Source organism: Flagellimonas zhangzhouensis (genome assembly GCF_900102925.1).
Lineage (GTDB): Bacteria > Bacteroidota > Bacteroidia > Flavobacteriales > Flavobacteriaceae > Flagellimonas > Flagellimonas zhangzhouensis.
Genome location: NZ_FNKI01000001.1, coordinates 1359565 through 1377161 on the forward strand (window position 1 = coordinate 1359565; position 17597 = coordinate 1377161).

Below are 17597 nucleotides of genomic sequence, written 5' to 3' on the forward strand. Positions count from 1 at the left end.
GTTATATTTGAAGTGTATTAAATTTTATTTGAATGAAGTTTTTGAGAAACCTACTTGCCTCTATTTTGGGGAGCCTTGTGGCATTTATGATCCTTGTGGGCATGTTTTTCATCTTTATGGCGCTGATAGGCAGTATGGAAGATGGAGTGGTTGTGAAAAAGAATAGTGTGCTGGAACTAAGTTTTGTGGCTCCTGTTTTGGATTACACAGGACAAGATGAAGCTGACCCCTTTGCCAGTTTTTGGGCAGAAGAACTTGGATTGGATGAAATTCTTCATGCCATAGAGGTGGCCAAGAGTGATGAAAATATTTCAGGAATAAGCATTACGACAGGGTTTCTTCAGGCAGGGATAGCACAGACGAGTGAAATTCGCCAAGCCTTGGAGGATTTTAAATCGTCGGGCAAATTTGTAACGGCCCATTCCGATTTTTATACCCAAAAGGATTACTATTTGGCCAGTGTGGCCGATGAGGTGTACATCAATCCAGTCGGCACTATGGATTTTAAAGGTTTGGCCAGTGAGGTGCTTTATTATAAAGACCTACAGGAAAAATCAGGAATTAAAATGGAGGTAATTCGCCATGGAAAATACAAAAGTGCGGTAGAGCCCTTTTTGTCCAACACCATGAGTGATGAAAACCGTACTCAAATCAAAGAATTGATCACGTCTATTTGGGATGTGCTCATTAACGATATTTCAACCTCAAGAAATATTTCCACTTCGGATTTGAATATTATTGCTGATACCCTTGGTGGAAGAACACCAAATTATGCCGTTGCCTCTGGACTTTTGGATGGAGCGATACACTACGATGCTTATGAATCTATTTTGAAAGATAAAATTGGAATCCCAGCATCCGATGAGTTGGAATATGTGTCGCTTTCCGATTATATCTACAAGGCCAACAAAAGGAAACTTAGATCAGGGACCGATAAAATTGCTGTGATCTATGCCCAAGGTGAAATTTTGTTTGGCGAGGGCGGAAAAGATTACATAGGGCAGGGTGTTATTGTGGATGCCTTAAAAAAAGCGGCCAAAAACGATAAAATAAAGGCTATCGTGCTTCGCGTTGATTCTCCAGGAGGAAGTGCCTTGGTTTCCGATATTATTTGGCGAGAAATGCAATTGGCCAAAAAGGACAAACCTTTGGTGGTTTCCTTTGGAAATGTTGCTGCTTCAGGGGGTTATTATATTGGAGTTGGGGGTGACAAAATTGTAGCTGAACCTACCACCATTACAGGTTCTATTGGGGTGTTTGGGACTATTCCCAATATCAACCAATTGGCAGAAAACATTGGTGTGAATGCCGAACAAGTGGGCACCAATAAAAATTCAGTTGATTATTCCTTTTTTGAACCCATGACCGATACGTTCCGTTTTCAGATGCAGGAAAGTATTGAGGAGACCTACAATACCTTTTTGGAGCGTGTGGCCCAAGGTCGAAATATGAGCACCGCTGAAGTGGATAAAATTGCACAAGGTCGCGTTTGGAGTGGAGTAGATGCTCAGGCCCTTGGTTTGGTGGATGAACTTGGCAACTTGGAAGATGCCATTGCCATGGCAGCCGATATGGCCGATCTAGGCAGTTACGGCATCCAAAAATATCCAAAGTACAAGTCAGGATTTGAGCGTTTCCAAGAAAATTTTGGCGGCATGAAATCCAAAATCAGTGAAAGTTTGATCCAAGAAGAAATAGGGGCAGAGGCCTACAAAGTTTTAAAAGAGTTTAAACAATTCAGCGAGCAGGAGGGCATACAGGCCAAAATGCCGTTTAGCTTAAACATCAAATAAGGGAATGACGCCAAAAGACAAGAAACTTGCCTTTTCAATTTATTTATACTTAGGAGCTCTGTTCATCACTTCCTTGGTGGTGTCCAATCTCATATTTCAAAAGTTTTTCTCGTGGAGTCCGTTTGGGGATGTCACCGTTTTTGGAGCCCCCTTGTTCGAACTTTCGGTAGGTATTTTACCCTATCCCATTACCTTTTTGATTACGGATTTGGTTTCCGAGATATTTGGACAAAAAAAGGCCAATCAAGTGGTAACGGCAGGAATCTTTGCCTCCTTTTTCTCCATGGGAATTATCTTGATTGCCAACTATTCAAATGCCATTCCCTCTTCACCCGTTGGCGATGAAACCTTTACCAAGGTGTTCGGATTGTCACCTTTAGGGGTATTGGCCTCCATGTTGGCCTATTTGGCAGCGCAATACATCGACATCACCATTTATCACTATTGGAAAAGGGTGACCAAGGGAAGAATGCTCTGGTTGCGGAACAACTTTTCCACTTTTTCATCGCAATTTATTGATACCCTAACAGTTATTTTATTGCTCTGTCTTTTTGGAGTGCTTCCTTGGGACAAATTTTATGGGCTTTTGATCAGTGGGGTGGTTTTTAAAATGATTATTGCCCTTTTGGATACGCCACTGCTATACTTTTTCGTTTATCTAATGCGGAAAAGATTTAACTTAAAAATAGGGGAAGAAATCTCACTGGATTAACAACTTCTCCTTTAATTTGTTGTAAAACATTAAAGTATGAAGAAAAAAATCCTGAAGATTGCCAGCATAACCCTACTTATCCTACTTGTCCTGATCATTGTGCTTCCCATCTTCCTTCAAGGTAAAATTGAGGGATTGATTAAGGAAAAAGTGAACGAAAACATCAACGCTACGCTCGACTTTGAAGATGCAAGTTTAAGCTTGCTCAAAAGCTTTCCGTATGCCAACGTGGAACTTTCCAAATTATCCTTGGTGAACAAAGCTCCTTTTGAGGGAGATACTCTGTTCGCTGCTGGGGAAATTGAATTGGCCATGTCCATCAAAGAGTTTTTCAAAGCTGCCGATGAACCATTGGTGATCAAAACGTTCAATATTGATGGCGCCAAAATCCACATCAAAGCAGATGAGGAGGGCAATGCGAATTATGATATCGCTAAAGAAAGTGATTCAGCTTCAGAAGAAACATCGACCGATGAATCCAGTGGTAATTTCACCTTGGCCATGGATTCGTATTCCATCACCAATACCAATATTATTTATGAAGATTTGGCGAGTGGTATGAAATTGGCCATTACCGACATGAACCATTCTGGGTCGGGTGACCTTTCCTTGGAAAAATCCGAACTCAAAACCTTGACCGAAGCTTTGGTCTCTTTTGAAATGGAGGGTACCAAATATTTGAACAACAATAAAATCAATTTGGATGCCCTGATCGGCATTGATTTGGCCGAAAGCAAATACACCTTTTTGGACAACAAAGCCATGGTGAACCAATTGGCCTTGGTTTTTGACGGATTTGTAAAGTTGAACGATGACAACCAAGAAGTGGATATTACCTTTAAAACGCCATCTTCCGATTTCAAAAACTTTTTGGCGGTGATTCCAGAAGCCTATGCTTCCAATATTGAAACCGTACAAACTACAGGTAATTTTGAAGTGAACGGGGAATTCAAGGGAATTGTGGATGAGGAACATATTCCTGCGTTCAATATCAAAATCAATTCGGACAATGCCTCTTTCAAATATCCAGACTTACCAAAATCGGTGAGCAATGTGTTTATCAATACAGAAATCAATAATGAAACTGGAATTGTAGAGGATACCTATGTGAACATCAATAGACTTTCTTTTACCATTGATCAAGATAAGTTCAATCTGAATGCAAAGATCAGAGAGTTGATGGGCAACACTAAAGTGAATGCTCACATGGATGGTCGTGTGAACTTGGCCAACATTTCAAAAGCGTATCCTGTGCCAGACGAATACAACTTAAAGGGTATTTTGAATGCCGATGCCACCACTAGTTTTGATATGGCTTCTTTGGAGAAACACCAGTACCAAAACACCAAAATGAGCGGTAATTTTGAATTGACTGGTTTTGAATATGCCTCTCCAGAATTGAAACATCCCGTAGCTATCACCAAAGCCGCCATGACTTTCAATCCGCAAACTGTGGCCTTGAATTCATTTGAGGGAAAAACAGGAAGTACTGATTTTAATGCGAGCGGTACTTTGACCAACTTGCTTGGATTTATGTTCAATGATGAGAACATTCAAGGGAATTTCAAATTGACTTCGAACCAATTTGCTCTGAACGATTTTATGATGGAGGATACCGACACTGAGGAAAGTGGAGAAACTTCGCAAGAAGAAGGAACTATTTCGAGTACGGGCGATGAACGCATCAAAATTCCATCATTCTTGGATTGTACATTGGAGGCTGCGGCCATTACCGTGATTTATGATAACCTCAAGCTGAAAAATGTGAAAGGTACCATGACCATCAAAGATGAAACAGCCACCATTCAGAATTTGACCTCTGACTTATTTGGCGGAACGCTTGGACTTAAAGGTTCGGTGTCCACCAAAGGGGAAAGTTCCACTTTTGATGTGGATTTGGGCATGAGCAACTTTAATATCGGGGAATCTTTTGCTGGATTGGATTTGCTAAAAACCTTGACGCCTTTGGCGGCTGCTTTGCAAGGAAAATTAAATTCAGACATTAATTTGTCTGGAAACCTGAACGAAGATTTTACGCCTAATTTGGCCACCATTTCAGGGAATTTATTGGCCGAGCTGTTGTCTCCGACCATCGATACCCAAAAAGCACCTTTGGTGTCTTCTTTGGACAGTAAGTTGAACTTTTTGAACACAAAGGAAATCAACTTGGATGGTTTAAAAACCGCTTTGAGTTTTGATAATGGTACGGTTAAAGTGAAACCATTTACCTTAAAATATAAAGATATCGCTATCAATGTGGATGGAAGCCACTCGTTTGATAAGCAAATGCAATATAAAGCGACATTGGACGTGCCTGCCAAATACATGGGGGCCGAGGTGAACAAATTAATTGCGCAATTAAACGATGACAGCCTTAAGGAAATGACCGTTCCCGTAACTGCTAATATTGGCGGTAGTTTTACTGACCCCACCGTAACCACCGATTTAACCTCAGGTGTAAAAACATTGACCACCCAATTGGTTGAGGTTCAAAAACAGAAATTGGTGAACCAAGGAAAGGAGTCGGCCAGCAAATTATTATCTGATGCTCTCAATAAGAATTCCAAGGATTCTACAGGAACGAAGTCAAGTGTCAGTGAGACCCTTGGTAATTTATTGGGCGGCGATAAAACCAAAACCACAGATTCTACCGCGACGACCACTAAAAAGGAAGATAAAGTAGAAGAAACCGCTAAGTCACTTTTAGGTGGGCTGCTCGGCAAAAAGAAAAAAGACACCGTAAACTAAAAATTAAAGGGCGATTTTTAATCGCCCTTTTTTATTCCTTAATTTCTCCCTCAATGGTTTCCAAAATCACATCCATGCTTTGCATTAAAGGCGTGTAATGCGTTGTTTCTGTATTTATGCTGGTGAGGATGAAGATGAGCAAATTGTTCTCAAAAGCTGTGGAATTTAAAATAGAGAGATTGCTTTGATTTTCAGAGGCATTGGGTAAGCCCAGATCTCCAGAAACCCCTGAAAGATTAAAGATGGTTTTTATGCTTTGCTGCTCAGTTCGGAACATATCAATAATCTTAGTTCTTTCGGCATCTAACATGACTTCTTGTTTGGTGATATCCTCTAAGTTGGAAACCCAATTGGTGAGCAACAAACGCAATCTAGGGTTTCTTACATCTTTTAAACTCCCCGAATTGATCATTTCATTGAGCAGAGAGTTGTTCGGGTTGAAAGAAATATCAAAAGCAAAGGCGTTCAAAAATAAATTGGAAAGGGTAGCTTCGCTTGGCAGGGAATCAGTTTCCATAAAAGCGAGGATTTTTTTCGCGTCCTCATAGCTTTGTTTGTTCACCTTGATCAACTCTTCAAGTTTGAGTTTGCTGGTTTGGAACTCGTCCTGTAAACCCAAAAGGTAAATCTGTTCTTTTTCTTTTTTGACACTGTTTTCATTGGCATTGTTGATCGCGAGGGCAATCAATATCCCGATAACGACCAAAACGATTTCGCCAATGGCGTATAATAGGTAGTTGCTGACCTTCTTTTCAGCCACCATTTTTTTTCTGATGTTTCTAAAAAACTTAAGCATGGTTGGTTTTCAAGACCTAAACTTACAAATACTTTTGTTTAGTTGTAACCTGTAATTACAGCAACTACAATGGAAATAGCTCCAATCAGCAACATTAATAAAGCAGGTTTTAGGGCAAATTTGAACCATTTGTTGTAGGAAATATTAGCAAGTGCCAAAACAGCCATCAGTGCACCATTGGTGGGTACGATCATATCCGCCATTACTGCACCATATTGGTAGGCCAACACGCAGGTTTGTCGTGATAATCCAATTAAATCGGAAAGTGGCACCAAAATAGGGAGCGTTAATATTGCTTGACCCGAATAACTGGGCACGGGGAAGTGCAAAAACACATGGGAAATCATCATCATTACCCCAGAAAAAGCAGGTGGCAAATTTTCTAGAGGAGTAAAAAGTCCATACACAATGGTGTCCATGATCATCCCATCTTTTAATAAAATGGAAATACTATTGGCCAAACCAATGATGATGGCAGCAAAAATCATTTCTTTCATTCCAGCAATGTAGGTTTCCCCAGTTTTGTTCCAACCAAATTTGGAAATGAGTCCTGAGGCAATACCAAGCACAAAAAAACAGGCAGACATTTGCATAAAGCCCCAATCAAACTGAATGATGCCATAGATAACAATGGTAAATGTGATTGCCAATAAGGCCAATATAAGTTTACTTCGTGTACTCATCGAAGTACTTTGGGTGGGCATTTCTATTTTTTCAATACGGTTGTTTTTGGCATAATACAGCAGATAGGCTACCCAGACCAAAAAGGCGATAAGAAGAGTGATGATACGCAAGGTGCTGCCAGACAGCAACGGTAATGCCGCCTCCTTCTGTGCAATGATCACCGCAAAAGGATTCGACGGACTAAAGGAGCTTCCCACTACAGAGGAACCATAACTGGCGAAGATCATAGTAAGGGTATTGTAGCCCAAACTTTTGCCAAACAATAACAGGACAGGGGTCATGGCAACTACCTCTTCCTGTAAACCGATAGAAACACCTCCAGCTGTGAAAATTGAAGCTACAATTATAAGTGCCAGACTTTCTTTTCCTTTTAGGATCGAAACCAATTGCACCAAACCTTGATTAAAAGTGTCGGTTTTTTCAATGAGGTAAAAACATCCGCCAATCAAAAGAATGAGCACAATAAGCTCGGCCCGTCCAGCAATTCCGTTGGGTATTGCAACCATAAGATCAAAAAGTGATGGGCTTTCTGTGCTGATTTGCTGATACGAATCATTGACTACTCGGGTGATGCCAGTTTCTGTGTCTGCCACTCTTTCGTAGGAACCTTGAGGAATAATGTAGGTGAATATCCAAGCCAAAAAGATAACCGCAAGTAGAATGACGAATGCATTCGGGAATTTTTTCATCTGAAGTTGGTTTATATAGGGTATGGTTACTTCAAGAACTAGATGCTTGGTATACTTTCCCTAAAAACCTGACCTACTTCATAATCTGGAAAGAATAACTCCTTTAAAGTAATTCTTTTTATTTAAAAATCAGATATTTATATTGAATGAGGGACTATTTTGAAGGGTTTTTATTTCGCTCTGTCTTTTTATAAAACGTCTCAATAATAAAACAAACGGCTATAATGGAAAGGGCAACGATTACTCCCATTTTGTTGGAGTTAAATTGTTGAACCAACAAAACAAGGGTAGCTAACGCACACAAAATAAATCCAATTAGGGGCAACGTTTTATTGCTTTTGGTTTGAGGTGCCAATTTATATCCTACATAGTTTACCACCGCGAAAATGAGCAGAAATCCCACACTACCTGCGGTGGAAATACTTTCCAATTTTAAGGTGTTGGTCAGCACCAAGGTTAAAATAGCGGTAATGAGCAACCCTATGGGTTGGTTCCATAATTTATAGGTGAATTGATGTGGCAATTCATCATCCTCTGCAATTTCATAGCTCACCCTACTACCACCATAGAGTGACGCATTGATTGCGGAAAATGTGGAAATAAGCGCCGCGATAGTAATAATGGAAAAGCCGATCTTGCCCAGCATCGGCTTTGCAGCTTCGGCCAATACATAATCTTGTGCAGACGCAATTTCTTTGAAAGGCAAGGAACCCACGGTAACAATGGCAATGACGATGTAAAGCAGAATCACAAATAGGAGCGAAATATAATAGGCTCTAGGAATATTCTTTTCAGGATTTTCGATATCGGGAGCGGCATTGGCAATCAGTTCAAAACCTTCATAGGCCACGAAAATAACCATGCCTCCCGTCACCAATTTTAAAGGTGTTTCCCAATTGGATATGGACAATTGGTCCAGATTTGGATTGCCCATCAGCCCATACATACCAACTCCGATAAAAGAAATCAATATCACCAATTTGATGATGACGGCATAGGATTCAATGGCACCAACAACTTTAATGCTGTAATAATTAATGGCGGAGGCTAAAATAATAATGGCACTAGCATAGATATGAAAATCCAATTGACCGCCTGTAATTTTCAATAAATTGGGTGCATAGGAGCCAAAAGCGGATGCATAGAGTGACAGCATAATGATGTAGCTCACCCATAACAAATTGTTGATGCCTCCACTAAAAATGTTTTCCCCAAACCCTTGATTAATGAATTTGACGGTTCCTCCACGGTCAGGATAAGTCTTTGATAGCTTCACATAACTATATGAAGTAATTAAGGCGATAAGCCCAGCAAAAAGGAAAGCAACAGGAGTTCCACCACCAGCCAAGGAAACGGCAAGTCCCAAAACGGCAAAAATACCCCCACCAACCATGCCTCCAATACCAATGGAGATGGCTTCGGTCAATCCTATTTTTTTTGCCATGCTTTTTATTTTGGATTTACATCAATGCCCACATAATAGCCCTCGCTGCCACGAACATTGAATACAGTGTTGTCCTCAAAAATGAGATATTGCCCTTTAATGCCTTTTAGCAACCCTTTATAACTAGGAGTTTTATCTAAATTCAAACTTTTCACCTTTTCAGGATATTGCAAAACGGGAAAATCCAAGTGGGTTTCTTCCTGGTCCTTTAAAAAATAATCAGCTACTTCATCGGGAATGCTGGCTTTCAATTTTTCACGCCATTCGAGCAAATCGACATCTTCGATATCGTTTTTGAGCATTTTTTGCCAACTGGTCTTATCACTTACAAATTCCTTAAGGGCCACCTCCGTGATTCCTGCCAAATATCGATTGGGAACTTCCACAATTTCCAAGGCTTCGTGGGCGCCTTGATCAATCCAACGGGTAGGTACTTGAGATTTTCGGGTTACCCCAACTTTTACATTGCTCGAATTGGCCAAATACACAATATGCGGTTGCAATTGCATGCGCTTTTCAAACTCCAAATCGCGGTCTTCTTTGTCCAAATGGGCGGTACTCAATTCAGGTTTCATGATCCATTCACCTGCGGTTGGTGTTTCAAAAAAACAGTTTCTACAAAACCCTTGACGGTAGATGGGTTTGTCCTCACCACAGTTCAAACATTGAAATTTTATAAAATCAATCTGGAGTTCCTTGTCCAACACTTGGTTCATATTGATGAAATCGTTTTCAAAAACCAAAAAATATTGGATGGGTTTCCCGTTTTGGGTTTGCATTTTGCGCAAGACTCCTTCGTACAACATATTAAATTGAATGTTTTGTTCTTATTTGAAAATGAAAGCTAGAAAAGCTATTTTAGCTAAGACACCTAGCTAAATTTCTTGGTTAAAGATACCTAAAATGCCAATACCATTATTCAATTCCATCGCATCTTGGTTGCTGCGAAAGCGATACCACCAGATTGAACTTTTTTTGAAATATCCTCTCGATGTACAGGATGAGGTATTGCGCCAGTTGGTGGATTTTTCGCAAGACACCATGATAGGCAAACAATATGGTTTTGCAGATTTGCCGAAATACGAAGAGTTTAGAAATAGGGTGCCTATTGTTGGTTACGAAGATATCGCTCCAATGATTGAACGGACACGTAGGGGAGAGCAGAACCTATTTTGGCCTACCACCATTAAATGGTTTGCCAAAAGTAGCGGTACCACCAATGCCAAGAGCAAATTTATTCCAGTAAGCAATGAAGCCTTGGAAGACTGCCACTATAATTCGAGCAAGGATTTCCTGTGCCTGTATCTGAACAACAATGAAAATTCGCAGTTATTCAATGGTAAAAGTCTTCGATTGGGAGGGAGCAAGGAATTGTATGAGGATAATGGATCATTTTTTGGTGATCTATCTGCCATTCTAATTGACAATATGCCACTTTGGGCAGAGTATAGTAGTACACCAAGTAATAAGGTTTCCTTAATGAGCGAATGGGAATCCAAATTGGAGGCCATTATTGAGGAAAGTATCCGTGAAAATGTGACCAGTTTGGCAGGGGTGCCGTCTTGGATGCTGGTGCTGTTGAACCAAGTTCTTGAAAAAACGGGTAAAAATCATTTGTTTGAGATTTGGGAAAATCTGGAAGTGTATTTTCATGGAGGGGTAAGTTTTACGCCCTATAAAAACCAGTACAAAAAGCTACTGCCTCGAAAGAATTTCAATTATTACGAATCCTATAATGCTTCGGAGGGATTCTTTGCCATTCAAGATCGCAATAATTCCAGTGACCTATTATTGATGTTGGACTATGGGATTTTCTATGAGTTTATTCCGATAAGTGCACATGGAGAAGCTTCGCAAGCCGTTCCGTTGTGGAATGTGGAATTGGGTATCAACTATGCTATGGTAATCACGACCAATGCGGGACTTTGGCGCTATAAAATTGGGGATACCGTACGTTTTACCTCCAAAAATCCATACCGAATTCGAATAACGGGCCGAACCAAGCATCACATTAATGTGTTTGGCGAGGAGTTGATTATTGAAAACGCAGAGGAGGCCTTAAAGCAAATTTGTTTGAAAACTGATGCTGAGATCATGGACTACACCGCTGCTCCTATTTTTATGGAAGGGAAAGAAAAAGGTGGGCATGAATGGGTGATTGAGTTTAGAAAGCCGCCTGAAGATTTGGACTATTTTACAGAGGTATTGGATAATGCCTTAAAGGCACTTAATTCTGATTATGAGGCCAAAAGGTATAATAATATTACCTTAAACATGCCAAAGGTGCATGTGGCGCGAAAAAATCTATTTCACGATTGGTTAAAATCGAAGAACAAACTGGGTGGTCAACATAAGATTCCAAGATTGTCCAATGACCGATGTTATATTGAAGAGCTTTTGCAAATGAATTAAACCTCTAAAACCAACCTCAAACCAATGACTTTTCAGCAGATCTTTGATTTTTTTCTGATTATTGGGGCTATTCACGGTTTTTTGTTTGTCATTGGTACGTTTTTGATTCGCAGAAAATTTGAGCTACCAGTAGTATTTCTGAATTTATTCGTTCTATTTCTCTCACTTAATAACTTTCAAACCTGGCTTATTGAAAAGGAATTGATTTACCCCAATCTATTCGATGGTCAATTTATAGTGCCTTGGAATTTGCTTATTGTTTCCTCGTTTTATGCTTTTTTGGTGTATTATTTGGGTATTGAAAGTAAGCGATGGCCCTTTGTGGTTTTTTCAGCTGTACTTTTTGGGGTGGCCATTATAGCAAGATTGATAATTATTTACTTAGTGTATCAAGGTTTGGCGGATGAAATTTTGATTCGCAGGTATAATTTGGGTGAAGATATCGTTGCTTTGGTTTATTCCATTTTCCTTTACATTAAATCAATCAGGTTGTTGTTCCATTATGGAAGTTTGTATCCCGATATTTTAAAATTGGACAACCTAAATTGGATTAAATGGTTTTTACGACTGGGCGGGGCGGTTTTTGTTTTTTGGATCTTGGCCGTAGTTCTGAATACCATGGCAAAAAATGAAAATCCATTTTACAGTTATTATCCACTTCGATTTTTTTCTTCCGTGTTGATCTATTGGGTGGGGTACCAAGGATTTTTCCAATATGTGGTATTGAAGGACAGGATAGGACTACGGTCTGTTTTGTCCGCCTCAAAGCGTCAAAATAAAGTCGCATTTGAGACCATGTCCAATAAGAGTGAGTTTGAATCGGTTAACGATTATGTGGAAAACAATCAACGGTATTTAGATCCTTTGTTAAGTTTAAATACTTTGGCCGAAGAACTTCAAATGGGGACCAGTAAGCTTTCCAAACTCATAAATGGCCATGCAGGTGAAAGTTTCACCGATTATATCAACGCCATGCGAATTGAGGAAGCCAAAAGAATTTTGAATGATCCCCAATATGATCATTACACCATTGTTTCTATTGGATTGGAATGTGGTTTTAATTCCAAGTCAGCGTTCTATGCGTCCTTTAAAAAGATTTGTGGCATGTCTCCAATAATCTACCGAAACGGATAGCTAGTTTGTTGTCCTGATATATCCGAAATGGATAATCTTGGACTACTACGCTTCCACAAGACCTTAGTTTTGACTCGAACGTTAAAACAGAAGGTCATGAAAAATGCTATTACAATTGTTCTATTACTCTTTTATGGATTGGTGTGGTCTCAAAACAATTTGTTGTATGGCGAACTCGGTGGTGCAGGTCCATTCTTTTCTGTAAACTACGAAAGGCAGTTGTTTTCCGATTCACATTTAAATTTTAGAATAGGTACTGGGGTAAATCCTGGAATTTTTGATGAGCCTCTCATTTTTACAATTCCATTGGGGGTCTATTATTTATGGAATATGAATAAAGGCAACTTTTTTGAATGGGGCGTTACCAATACGATTGTGCTAAATGATGTTGGTGAGGATGAGGGTTTGTTCCTTATTCCCAATATTGGGTATAGAAAGTATTATCCAAATAAAAAGGTGATATTGAAATTGACATTCTGCCCTATCTTTTTTGATACTGATGAAATAATTCCTTGGGCTGGAATATCGGTAGGCCATCGATTTTAAACATTCTTTTGGTGTTAATAATTGTACCAAAAACACGTAAAACATAACCGTGCATACTAAATAAACGTATTTACGAAAACGTTTTCGTAGATTTGGCCCTTTCGTCGTAGAAAGGACACTTTTGAACAAATAAAAATGGAAATCAGTCGTTTAAGAATGAAATTCACGGCAACAAATCTATAATAAACACAAAACCATACAGATTATGTCAGAAAAGCTAATTGTCGTTTCCGATATGTGGGGCGCTAAAAAAGGACTTTGGATTACTTCTTATTTTGGATACCTTCAGCAGTATTATGACATCGAATTTTATGATAGCCAGCAATTGGGTAACATCGATGTAGCCATTTCTTCTGAAGAGAACGTGCACAAGGCTTTTGTGGATGGTGGAATTGAAACTGCAGTGAACAATTTGTTGCGCAAAGAGAATGAGCCAGCACATTACTTGGCTTTCAGTACGGGTGGTACAATTGCATATAAGGCTGCATTGAAAGGTTTACCGATGAAATCTTTGACTGCAATCTCTGCAACTCGAATTAGACTTGAGAATAAAAAACCCAAAACCGATCTTAATTTGATTTTTGGTGAACGCGATGAGTTCAAACCAGATTTTAGTTGGACCCAAGAAGTGGGAGCAGACCTTAAGGTGGTATCCAATTTTGGACACATGTTGTATTCTGACGAAAAAATTATTTCGGATGTATGTCTTGAGCTTTTGGAAAAAGTCACAAAAAAAGCAGTTTAAGAAACTGCTTTTAATTTTTTGATGGTTTCAAAAGATAACTTTTTCTCCGCATAGGATTTGGTGACCTTGAATTCCGTTTCATCACTGCTAGGTAAATCAAACATAGCATCGGTGAAAACGGCTTCACATAAGGAGCGTAATCCACGTGCACCCAATTTATATTCAACTGCTTTTTCTACGATATAGTCCAAAGCTTGGTCTGTAATGGTAAAAGTGATGTCATCCATGGCAAACAATTTTTCATATTGTTTGATGATGGCATTCTTTGGCTCGGTTAAAATCGCTCTCAATGTTCTGGCATCCAAAGGATTCATGTGTGTAAGTACGGGAAGTCGCCCAATAATCTCTGGGATAAGTCCGAACTCTTTTAAATCTTTTGGTATGATATATTGGAGAATATTTTCATTGTCCAAATTATCCTCAGCTTTGGAGGCGCTATAACCCACAGCTTGCATGTTCAAACGTTTGGTGATGATTCTTTCGATACCATCAAAAGCACCACCTGCAACAAACAAGATATTTTCTGTATTTACCTCAATGAATTTTTGATCGGGGTGCTTACGTCCACCTTTAGGCGGAACGTTAACTGTGGTTCCTTCCAAAAGTTTTAAAAGTCCTTGTTGAACACCCTCACCAGATACATCTCGGGTAATGGATGGATTATCACTTTTACGGGCAATTTTATCAATCTCATCAATAAAAACAATACCGCGTTCCGCTTTTTCCAAGTTGTAATCTGCTGCTTGTAACAAACGGGTCAGAATGCTTTCCACATCTTCACCTACATAACCAGCTTCGGTCAAAACAGTTGCATCTACAATGGCCAAAGGCACATTGAGCATTCTGGCAATGGTTTTGGCAATAAGGGTTTTACCTGTCCCTGTTTGCCCCACCATTATGATATTACTTTTTTGAATTTCAACCTCGTCCTCTTTGCCTTTGGGCTGAAGTAATCTTTTATAGTGGTTGTACACCGCTACGGACATTACCTTTTTGGTACGCTCTTGTCCAATAACGAATGTATCCAGGAAATCACGGATTTCCATGGGTTTTTTCAATACCAGTTCCGAAGAAAGATCTTGGTTTTTGGATTGTTTGGATTCCTCAGCAACAATGCTGTGGGCTTGTTCTATACATCTGTCGCAAATGTGCGCATCCAAACCAGCGATCAATAAATTGGTCTCTGGTTTTTTTCTACCACAAAATGAACATTCCAAGTTTTCCTTTGCCATATATAAACACTATTCACCCACAATAACGCAAAAAAATTCGATTTGTTCTGCGATAAGTGGCTGTTTTTAAATTAATTGATGGTGGTTTTTATTTTTCTCTCACCAAAATTTCGTCGATCATACCGTATGCTTTGGCCTCTTCTGCCTTCATCCAGTAATCACGATCACTATCCTCATATACTTTATCAAATGTTTGACCGGAATGCTTGGAGATGATCTCGTACAACTCATCTTTGATCTTAAGCACTTCTTTAGCAGCAATTTCGATATCGCTGGCCTGACCTTGAGCTCCTGAAAGTGGCTGGTGAATCATTACTCTTGAGTGTGGTAATCCACTACGTTTTCCTTCGTGACCGGCACATAGCAATACAGCTGCCATAGATGCGGCAATTCCAGTACAGATAGTTGCAACATCTGGTTTAATAAACTGCATGGTGTCGTAAATACCCAATCCGGCATATACACTTCCACCTGGTGAGTTGATATAAATCTGGATGTCTTTGGAGGCATCAGCACTTTCCAAGAACAATAATTGGGCTTGTACAATATTGGCTACTTGATCATTGATACCAGTACCCATAAAAATAATACGGTCCATCATCAATCTGGAGAAAACATCCATGGCAACAGCGTTCAACTGTCTTTCCTCGATAATGTTCGGGGTCATGTTCATGGGATACATGCTGCTCATGATTTGATCATAGTGCATGCTGTTTATTCCGTGATGCTGGGTAGCATATTTTCTGAATTCTTTTCCGTAATCCATAGGATTTAAATCGATTTATCTTAAAAAAAAGGTGCCGAAAAATTAGCTTTCCGGCACCGTAAAGATACTTATTTTTCTTTTAGCGAAGCCTAGCTATATGCTTCCTTGATGAAGTCGTCATAAGACACTTCCTTCACCTTAAGGTTTGCTTTTTCCTTGTAAAGGTCTAAAAGCTTTTGGCTCATCAATTGCTCAGAAAGTCTTTTTACTTCATCTTGGTTTCCTAAAACTCTTGCGGCAATACCGTCCAATTCTTCTTCTTTAGGATCCATATGGCCATACTGTGCCATTTGTGCCTTAATGAAACCTTTGGCGAACTCCTTCAATTCATCAAATTGAACTTGAAGATCATTTTCTTTAATGATTTTACCTTCAATCAATTGGTAACGCAAACCTTGCTCAGACTTTTCGTATTCTTCTTTGGCTTGATCGTTGGTCAACATTTCTTCACCACTAACCTGAATCCATTTTTGCAAGAAGTCGGCAGGTAGTTCGAAAGTGGTCTCCTCAATCAGTTTTTCAGTGATGTCGTTCAACAATTTCTGATCGGATTGTTGCTCGAACTGCTTTTCTGAATCTTCCTTGATCTTGTCTTTCAATTCTTTTTCTGAAGAAACATTTCCTTCACCGAACAATTTATCGAACAATTCTTGGTTCAATTCAGCAGGCTCTCTTTCGTTGATTTCCTCAATAGTGAAAGTAACGTCGATGGCCAATTTTTCAGCTTTGTCTGGCGTAATGCCCAAAGAGCTTGAAAGCAAGTAGTCCTCTTTGAACAAACCTTTGGTGTTCAACGTAACTACTTCACCAACTTTTTTGCCTACAAGGGCATCAATGGCTTTTTTACTTTTGATTTTATCCAATTCCAAAGTGGTCTTGTGGTCGATTTCTTCTGCTTCGTTTGCAAAGAAACCAGTAACCTCGTCTTTTTTACCTACTTCGGTTTTGGAAACCAATTTGCCGTATTGTTTTTGGATACGTTCAACTTGGTCGTCGATCATTTTTTTATCGGCAACGATTTTGTATTGGGTAACCGCTTTTTTGGTTTTTAATTTCACTTCGAAATCAGGAGCCAAGCCCAATTCAAATTCGAAATCCAAGTTTTCGCTATCCCAGTCAAAATCGTCTTGTTGTTTTGGAAGTGGATTTCCCAAAACATCTAATTTTTCTTCGGTAAGGTACTTGTTCAGATTGTCTTGAAGTAGTTTGTTCACTTCATCAACCAAAACAGCTTTTCCGTACTGTTTTTTAATAAGGCCCATGGGAACCTGACCTTTTCTGAAACCAGGAATGTTGGCCTGCTTTCGATAATCCTTAAGGATTTGTTCTACCTTGTCTTGATAGTCTTCTTTGCTGATTGCAACTTTTACTACTGCATTAAGATCGTCAATCTGCTCTTTGGTTATATTCATCTCCTACCTAATTTGCTTTTCAAAAATGGGATGCAAAAGTAATGCTTTTTTGGGTTGCTAACAACTTTTTAAACCGTTGACTTTCAAACCGTATGATTTTTATTGGTCTTCCTTTAAAACTGAGTGTAAAATTGCCTGTAAAATGGATAACAATAAGCTGAAAATAACGGCCCACCAAAAGCTGACAACTTGAAACCCGCCAATAAGATTTGCGGCAATTAATATGATGATGGCATTGATTACCAAGAGAAATAATCCCAAGGTAAGGATGGTGATCGGTAGGGTTAAAATCACAAGTATCGGTTTAACCAAAAAATTAAGTACACTGAGTACTACGGCAACAATGATTGCGGTCATCATGGAATCAACTCCGACCCCTGGTAAAATATAGGACAGGATTACCACTGCGATGGCATTGAGCAAAAGTCTTAGAATAAGTTTCATATAAAAATGATTAATGTTTAAACATAAAAAGGCACCGCAT

15 protein-coding genes are annotated in these 17597 nt (G+C 39.4%); 7 read left to right on the forward strand and 8 right to left on the reverse strand.

All coding sequences use genetic code 11. The annotated features are described in order from the left end of the window. The first annotated feature begins 32 nt into the window (after nucleotides 1–32). The 3 genes from sppA to BLQ18_RS05915 are packed head-to-tail and all read left to right on the forward strand — an operon-like array spanning nucleotide 33 to nucleotide 5253. Nucleotides 33–1793, forward strand: a complete 1761-nt coding sequence (gene sppA / locus BLQ18_RS05905) for a signal peptide peptidase SppA (protein WP_090293457.1) — start codon at nucleotides 33–35, stop codon at nucleotides 1791–1793. Between the two features lie 4 nt (nucleotides 1794–1797). Continuing rightward, the gene (locus BLQ18_RS05910) at nucleotides 1798–2505 is read left to right on the forward strand and encodes a queuosine precursor transporter (RefSeq protein WP_090293458.1); all 708 of its coding nucleotides are present in this window, start codon (nucleotides 1798–1800) and stop codon (nucleotides 2503–2505) included. Between the two features lie 36 nt (nucleotides 2506–2541). Further along, on the forward strand, nucleotides 2542–5253 hold the full coding sequence (locus BLQ18_RS05915) for an AsmA-like C-terminal region-containing protein (protein WP_090293459.1): 2712 nt from the start codon (nucleotides 2542–2544) through the stop codon (nucleotides 5251–5253). A gap of 31 nt (nucleotides 5254–5284) precedes the next feature. Here the strand turns inward: BLQ18_RS05915 and BLQ18_RS05920 are convergent, their stop codons facing one another. From BLQ18_RS05920 to BLQ18_RS05935, 4 genes are all read right to left on the reverse strand, one after another. Further along, nucleotides 5285–6049 (reverse strand): DUF6090 family protein, encoded by a 765-nt coding sequence (locus tag BLQ18_RS05920; protein ID WP_090293460.1) that lies wholly within the window; start codon nucleotides 6047–6049, stop codon nucleotides 5285–5287. A gap of 38 nt (nucleotides 6050–6087) precedes the next feature. Further along, entirely contained in the window at nucleotides 6088–7422 is a 1335-nt protein-coding gene (locus BLQ18_RS05925; protein ID WP_090293461.1) for a YfcC family protein, read from the reverse strand. 154 nt (nucleotides 7423–7576) lie between these two features. Beyond that, nucleotides 7577–8866 carry an APC family permease gene (locus tag BLQ18_RS05930; RefSeq protein ID WP_090293462.1) on the reverse strand — a complete coding sequence of 430 codons (1290 nt, stop codon included), beginning with the start codon at nucleotides 8864–8866 and terminating at the stop codon, nucleotides 7577–7579. Nucleotides 8867–8871: 5 nt separating this feature from the next. Beyond that, nucleotides 8872–9672: a DUF2797 domain-containing protein gene (locus tag BLQ18_RS05935; RefSeq protein ID WP_090293463.1), complete on the reverse strand. Its 801-nt coding sequence runs from the start codon at nucleotides 9670–9672 to the stop codon at nucleotides 8872–8874. Between the two features lie 97 nt (nucleotides 9673–9769). On the opposite strand from BLQ18_RS05935, the gene BLQ18_RS05940 reads away from it, so the two are divergent. The 4 genes from BLQ18_RS05940 to BLQ18_RS05955 all read left to right on the forward strand — a co-directional run bounded on the left by BLQ18_RS05940 (nucleotide 9770) and on the right by BLQ18_RS05955 (nucleotide 13703). Then, on the forward strand, nucleotides 9770–11278 hold the full coding sequence (locus BLQ18_RS05940) for a GH3 auxin-responsive promoter family protein (protein WP_090293464.1): 1509 nt from the start codon (nucleotides 9770–9772) through the stop codon (nucleotides 11276–11278). 201 nt (nucleotides 11279–11479) lie between these two features. Beyond that, nucleotides 11480–12412: a helix-turn-helix domain-containing protein gene (locus BLQ18_RS05945; protein ID WP_175443721.1), complete on the forward strand. Its 933-nt coding sequence runs from the start codon at nucleotides 11480–11482 to the stop codon at nucleotides 12410–12412. A gap of 96 nt (nucleotides 12413–12508) precedes the next feature. Next, entirely contained in the window at nucleotides 12509–12958 is a 450-nt protein-coding gene (locus BLQ18_RS05950; protein WP_090293466.1) for a hypothetical protein, read from the forward strand. Between the two features lie 205 nt (nucleotides 12959–13163). Continuing rightward, complete coding sequence (locus BLQ18_RS05955) at nucleotides 13164–13703, forward strand: hypothetical protein (protein ID WP_090293467.1); 540 nt, start codon at nucleotides 13164–13166, stop codon at nucleotides 13701–13703. On the opposite strand, the gene clpX is transcribed toward BLQ18_RS05955, so the two are convergent. The 4 genes from clpX to BLQ18_RS05975 form a co-directional block, all read right to left on the reverse strand. Then, the gene (gene clpX / locus BLQ18_RS05960; protein ID WP_090293468.1) at nucleotides 13700–14935 is read right to left on the reverse strand and encodes an ATP-dependent Clp protease ATP-binding subunit ClpX; all 1236 of its coding nucleotides are present in this window, start codon (nucleotides 14933–14935) and stop codon (nucleotides 13700–13702) included. The genes BLQ18_RS05955 and clpX overlap by 4 nt on opposite strands. 88 nt (nucleotides 14936–15023) lie before the next feature. Continuing rightward, complete coding sequence (clpP, locus tag BLQ18_RS05965; protein ID WP_090293469.1) at nucleotides 15024–15701, reverse strand: ATP-dependent Clp endopeptidase proteolytic subunit ClpP; 678 nt, start codon at nucleotides 15699–15701, stop codon at nucleotides 15024–15026. 89 nt (nucleotides 15702–15790) lie between these two features. After that, nucleotides 15791–17113, reverse strand: a complete 1323-nt coding sequence (tig, locus tag BLQ18_RS05970) for a trigger factor (RefSeq protein ID WP_090293470.1) — start codon at nucleotides 17111–17113, stop codon at nucleotides 15791–15793. A gap of 99 nt (nucleotides 17114–17212) precedes the next feature. Further along, complete coding sequence (locus BLQ18_RS05975) at nucleotides 17213–17557, reverse strand: phage holin family protein (protein WP_090293471.1); 345 nt, start codon at nucleotides 17555–17557, stop codon at nucleotides 17213–17215. Nucleotides 17558–17597 lie beyond the last annotated feature (40 nt).

Coding starts and splice junctions, on each gene's coding strand:
- sppA (WP_090293457.1), top strand. CDS start 33: ATGAAGTTTTTGAGAAACCTACTTGCCTCTATTTTGGGGAGCCTTGTG.
- BLQ18_RS05910 (WP_090293458.1), top strand. CDS start 1,798: ATGACGCCAAAAGACAAGAAACTTGCCTTTTCAATTTATTTATACTTA.
- BLQ18_RS05915 (WP_090293459.1), top strand. CDS start 2,542: ATGAAGAAAAAAATCCTGAAGATTGCCAGCATAACCCTACTTATCCTA.
- BLQ18_RS05920 (WP_090293460.1), bottom strand. CDS start 6,049: ATGCTTAAGTTTTTTAGAAACATCAGAAAAAAAATGGTGGCTGAAAAG.
- BLQ18_RS05925 (WP_090293461.1), bottom strand. CDS start 7,422: ATGAAAAAATTCCCGAATGCATTCGTCATTCTACTTGCGGTTATCTTT.
- BLQ18_RS05930 (WP_090293462.1), bottom strand. CDS start 8,866: ATGGCAAAAAAAATAGGATTGACCGAAGCCATCTCCATTGGTATTGGA.
- BLQ18_RS05935 (WP_090293463.1), bottom strand. CDS start 9,672: ATGTTGTACGAAGGAGTCTTGCGCAAAATGCAAACCCAAAACGGGAAA.
- BLQ18_RS05940 (WP_090293464.1), top strand. CDS start 9,770: ATGCCAATACCATTATTCAATTCCATCGCATCTTGGTTGCTGCGAAAG.
- BLQ18_RS05950 (WP_090293466.1), top strand. CDS start 12,509: ATGAAAAATGCTATTACAATTGTTCTATTACTCTTTTATGGATTGGTG.
- BLQ18_RS05955 (WP_090293467.1), top strand. CDS start 13,164: ATGTCAGAAAAGCTAATTGTCGTTTCCGATATGTGGGGCGCTAAAAAA.
- clpX (WP_090293468.1), bottom strand. CDS start 14,935: ATGGCAAAGGAAAACTTGGAATGTTCATTTTGTGGTAGAAAAAAACCA.
- clpP (WP_090293469.1), bottom strand. CDS start 15,701: ATGGATTACGGAAAAGAATTCAGAAAATATGCTACCCAGCATCACGGA.
- tig (WP_090293470.1), bottom strand. CDS start 17,113: ATGAATATAACCAAAGAGCAGATTGACGATCTTAATGCAGTAGTAAAA.
- BLQ18_RS05975 (WP_090293471.1), bottom strand. CDS start 17,557: ATGAAACTTATTCTAAGACTTTTGCTCAATGCCATCGCAGTGGTAATC.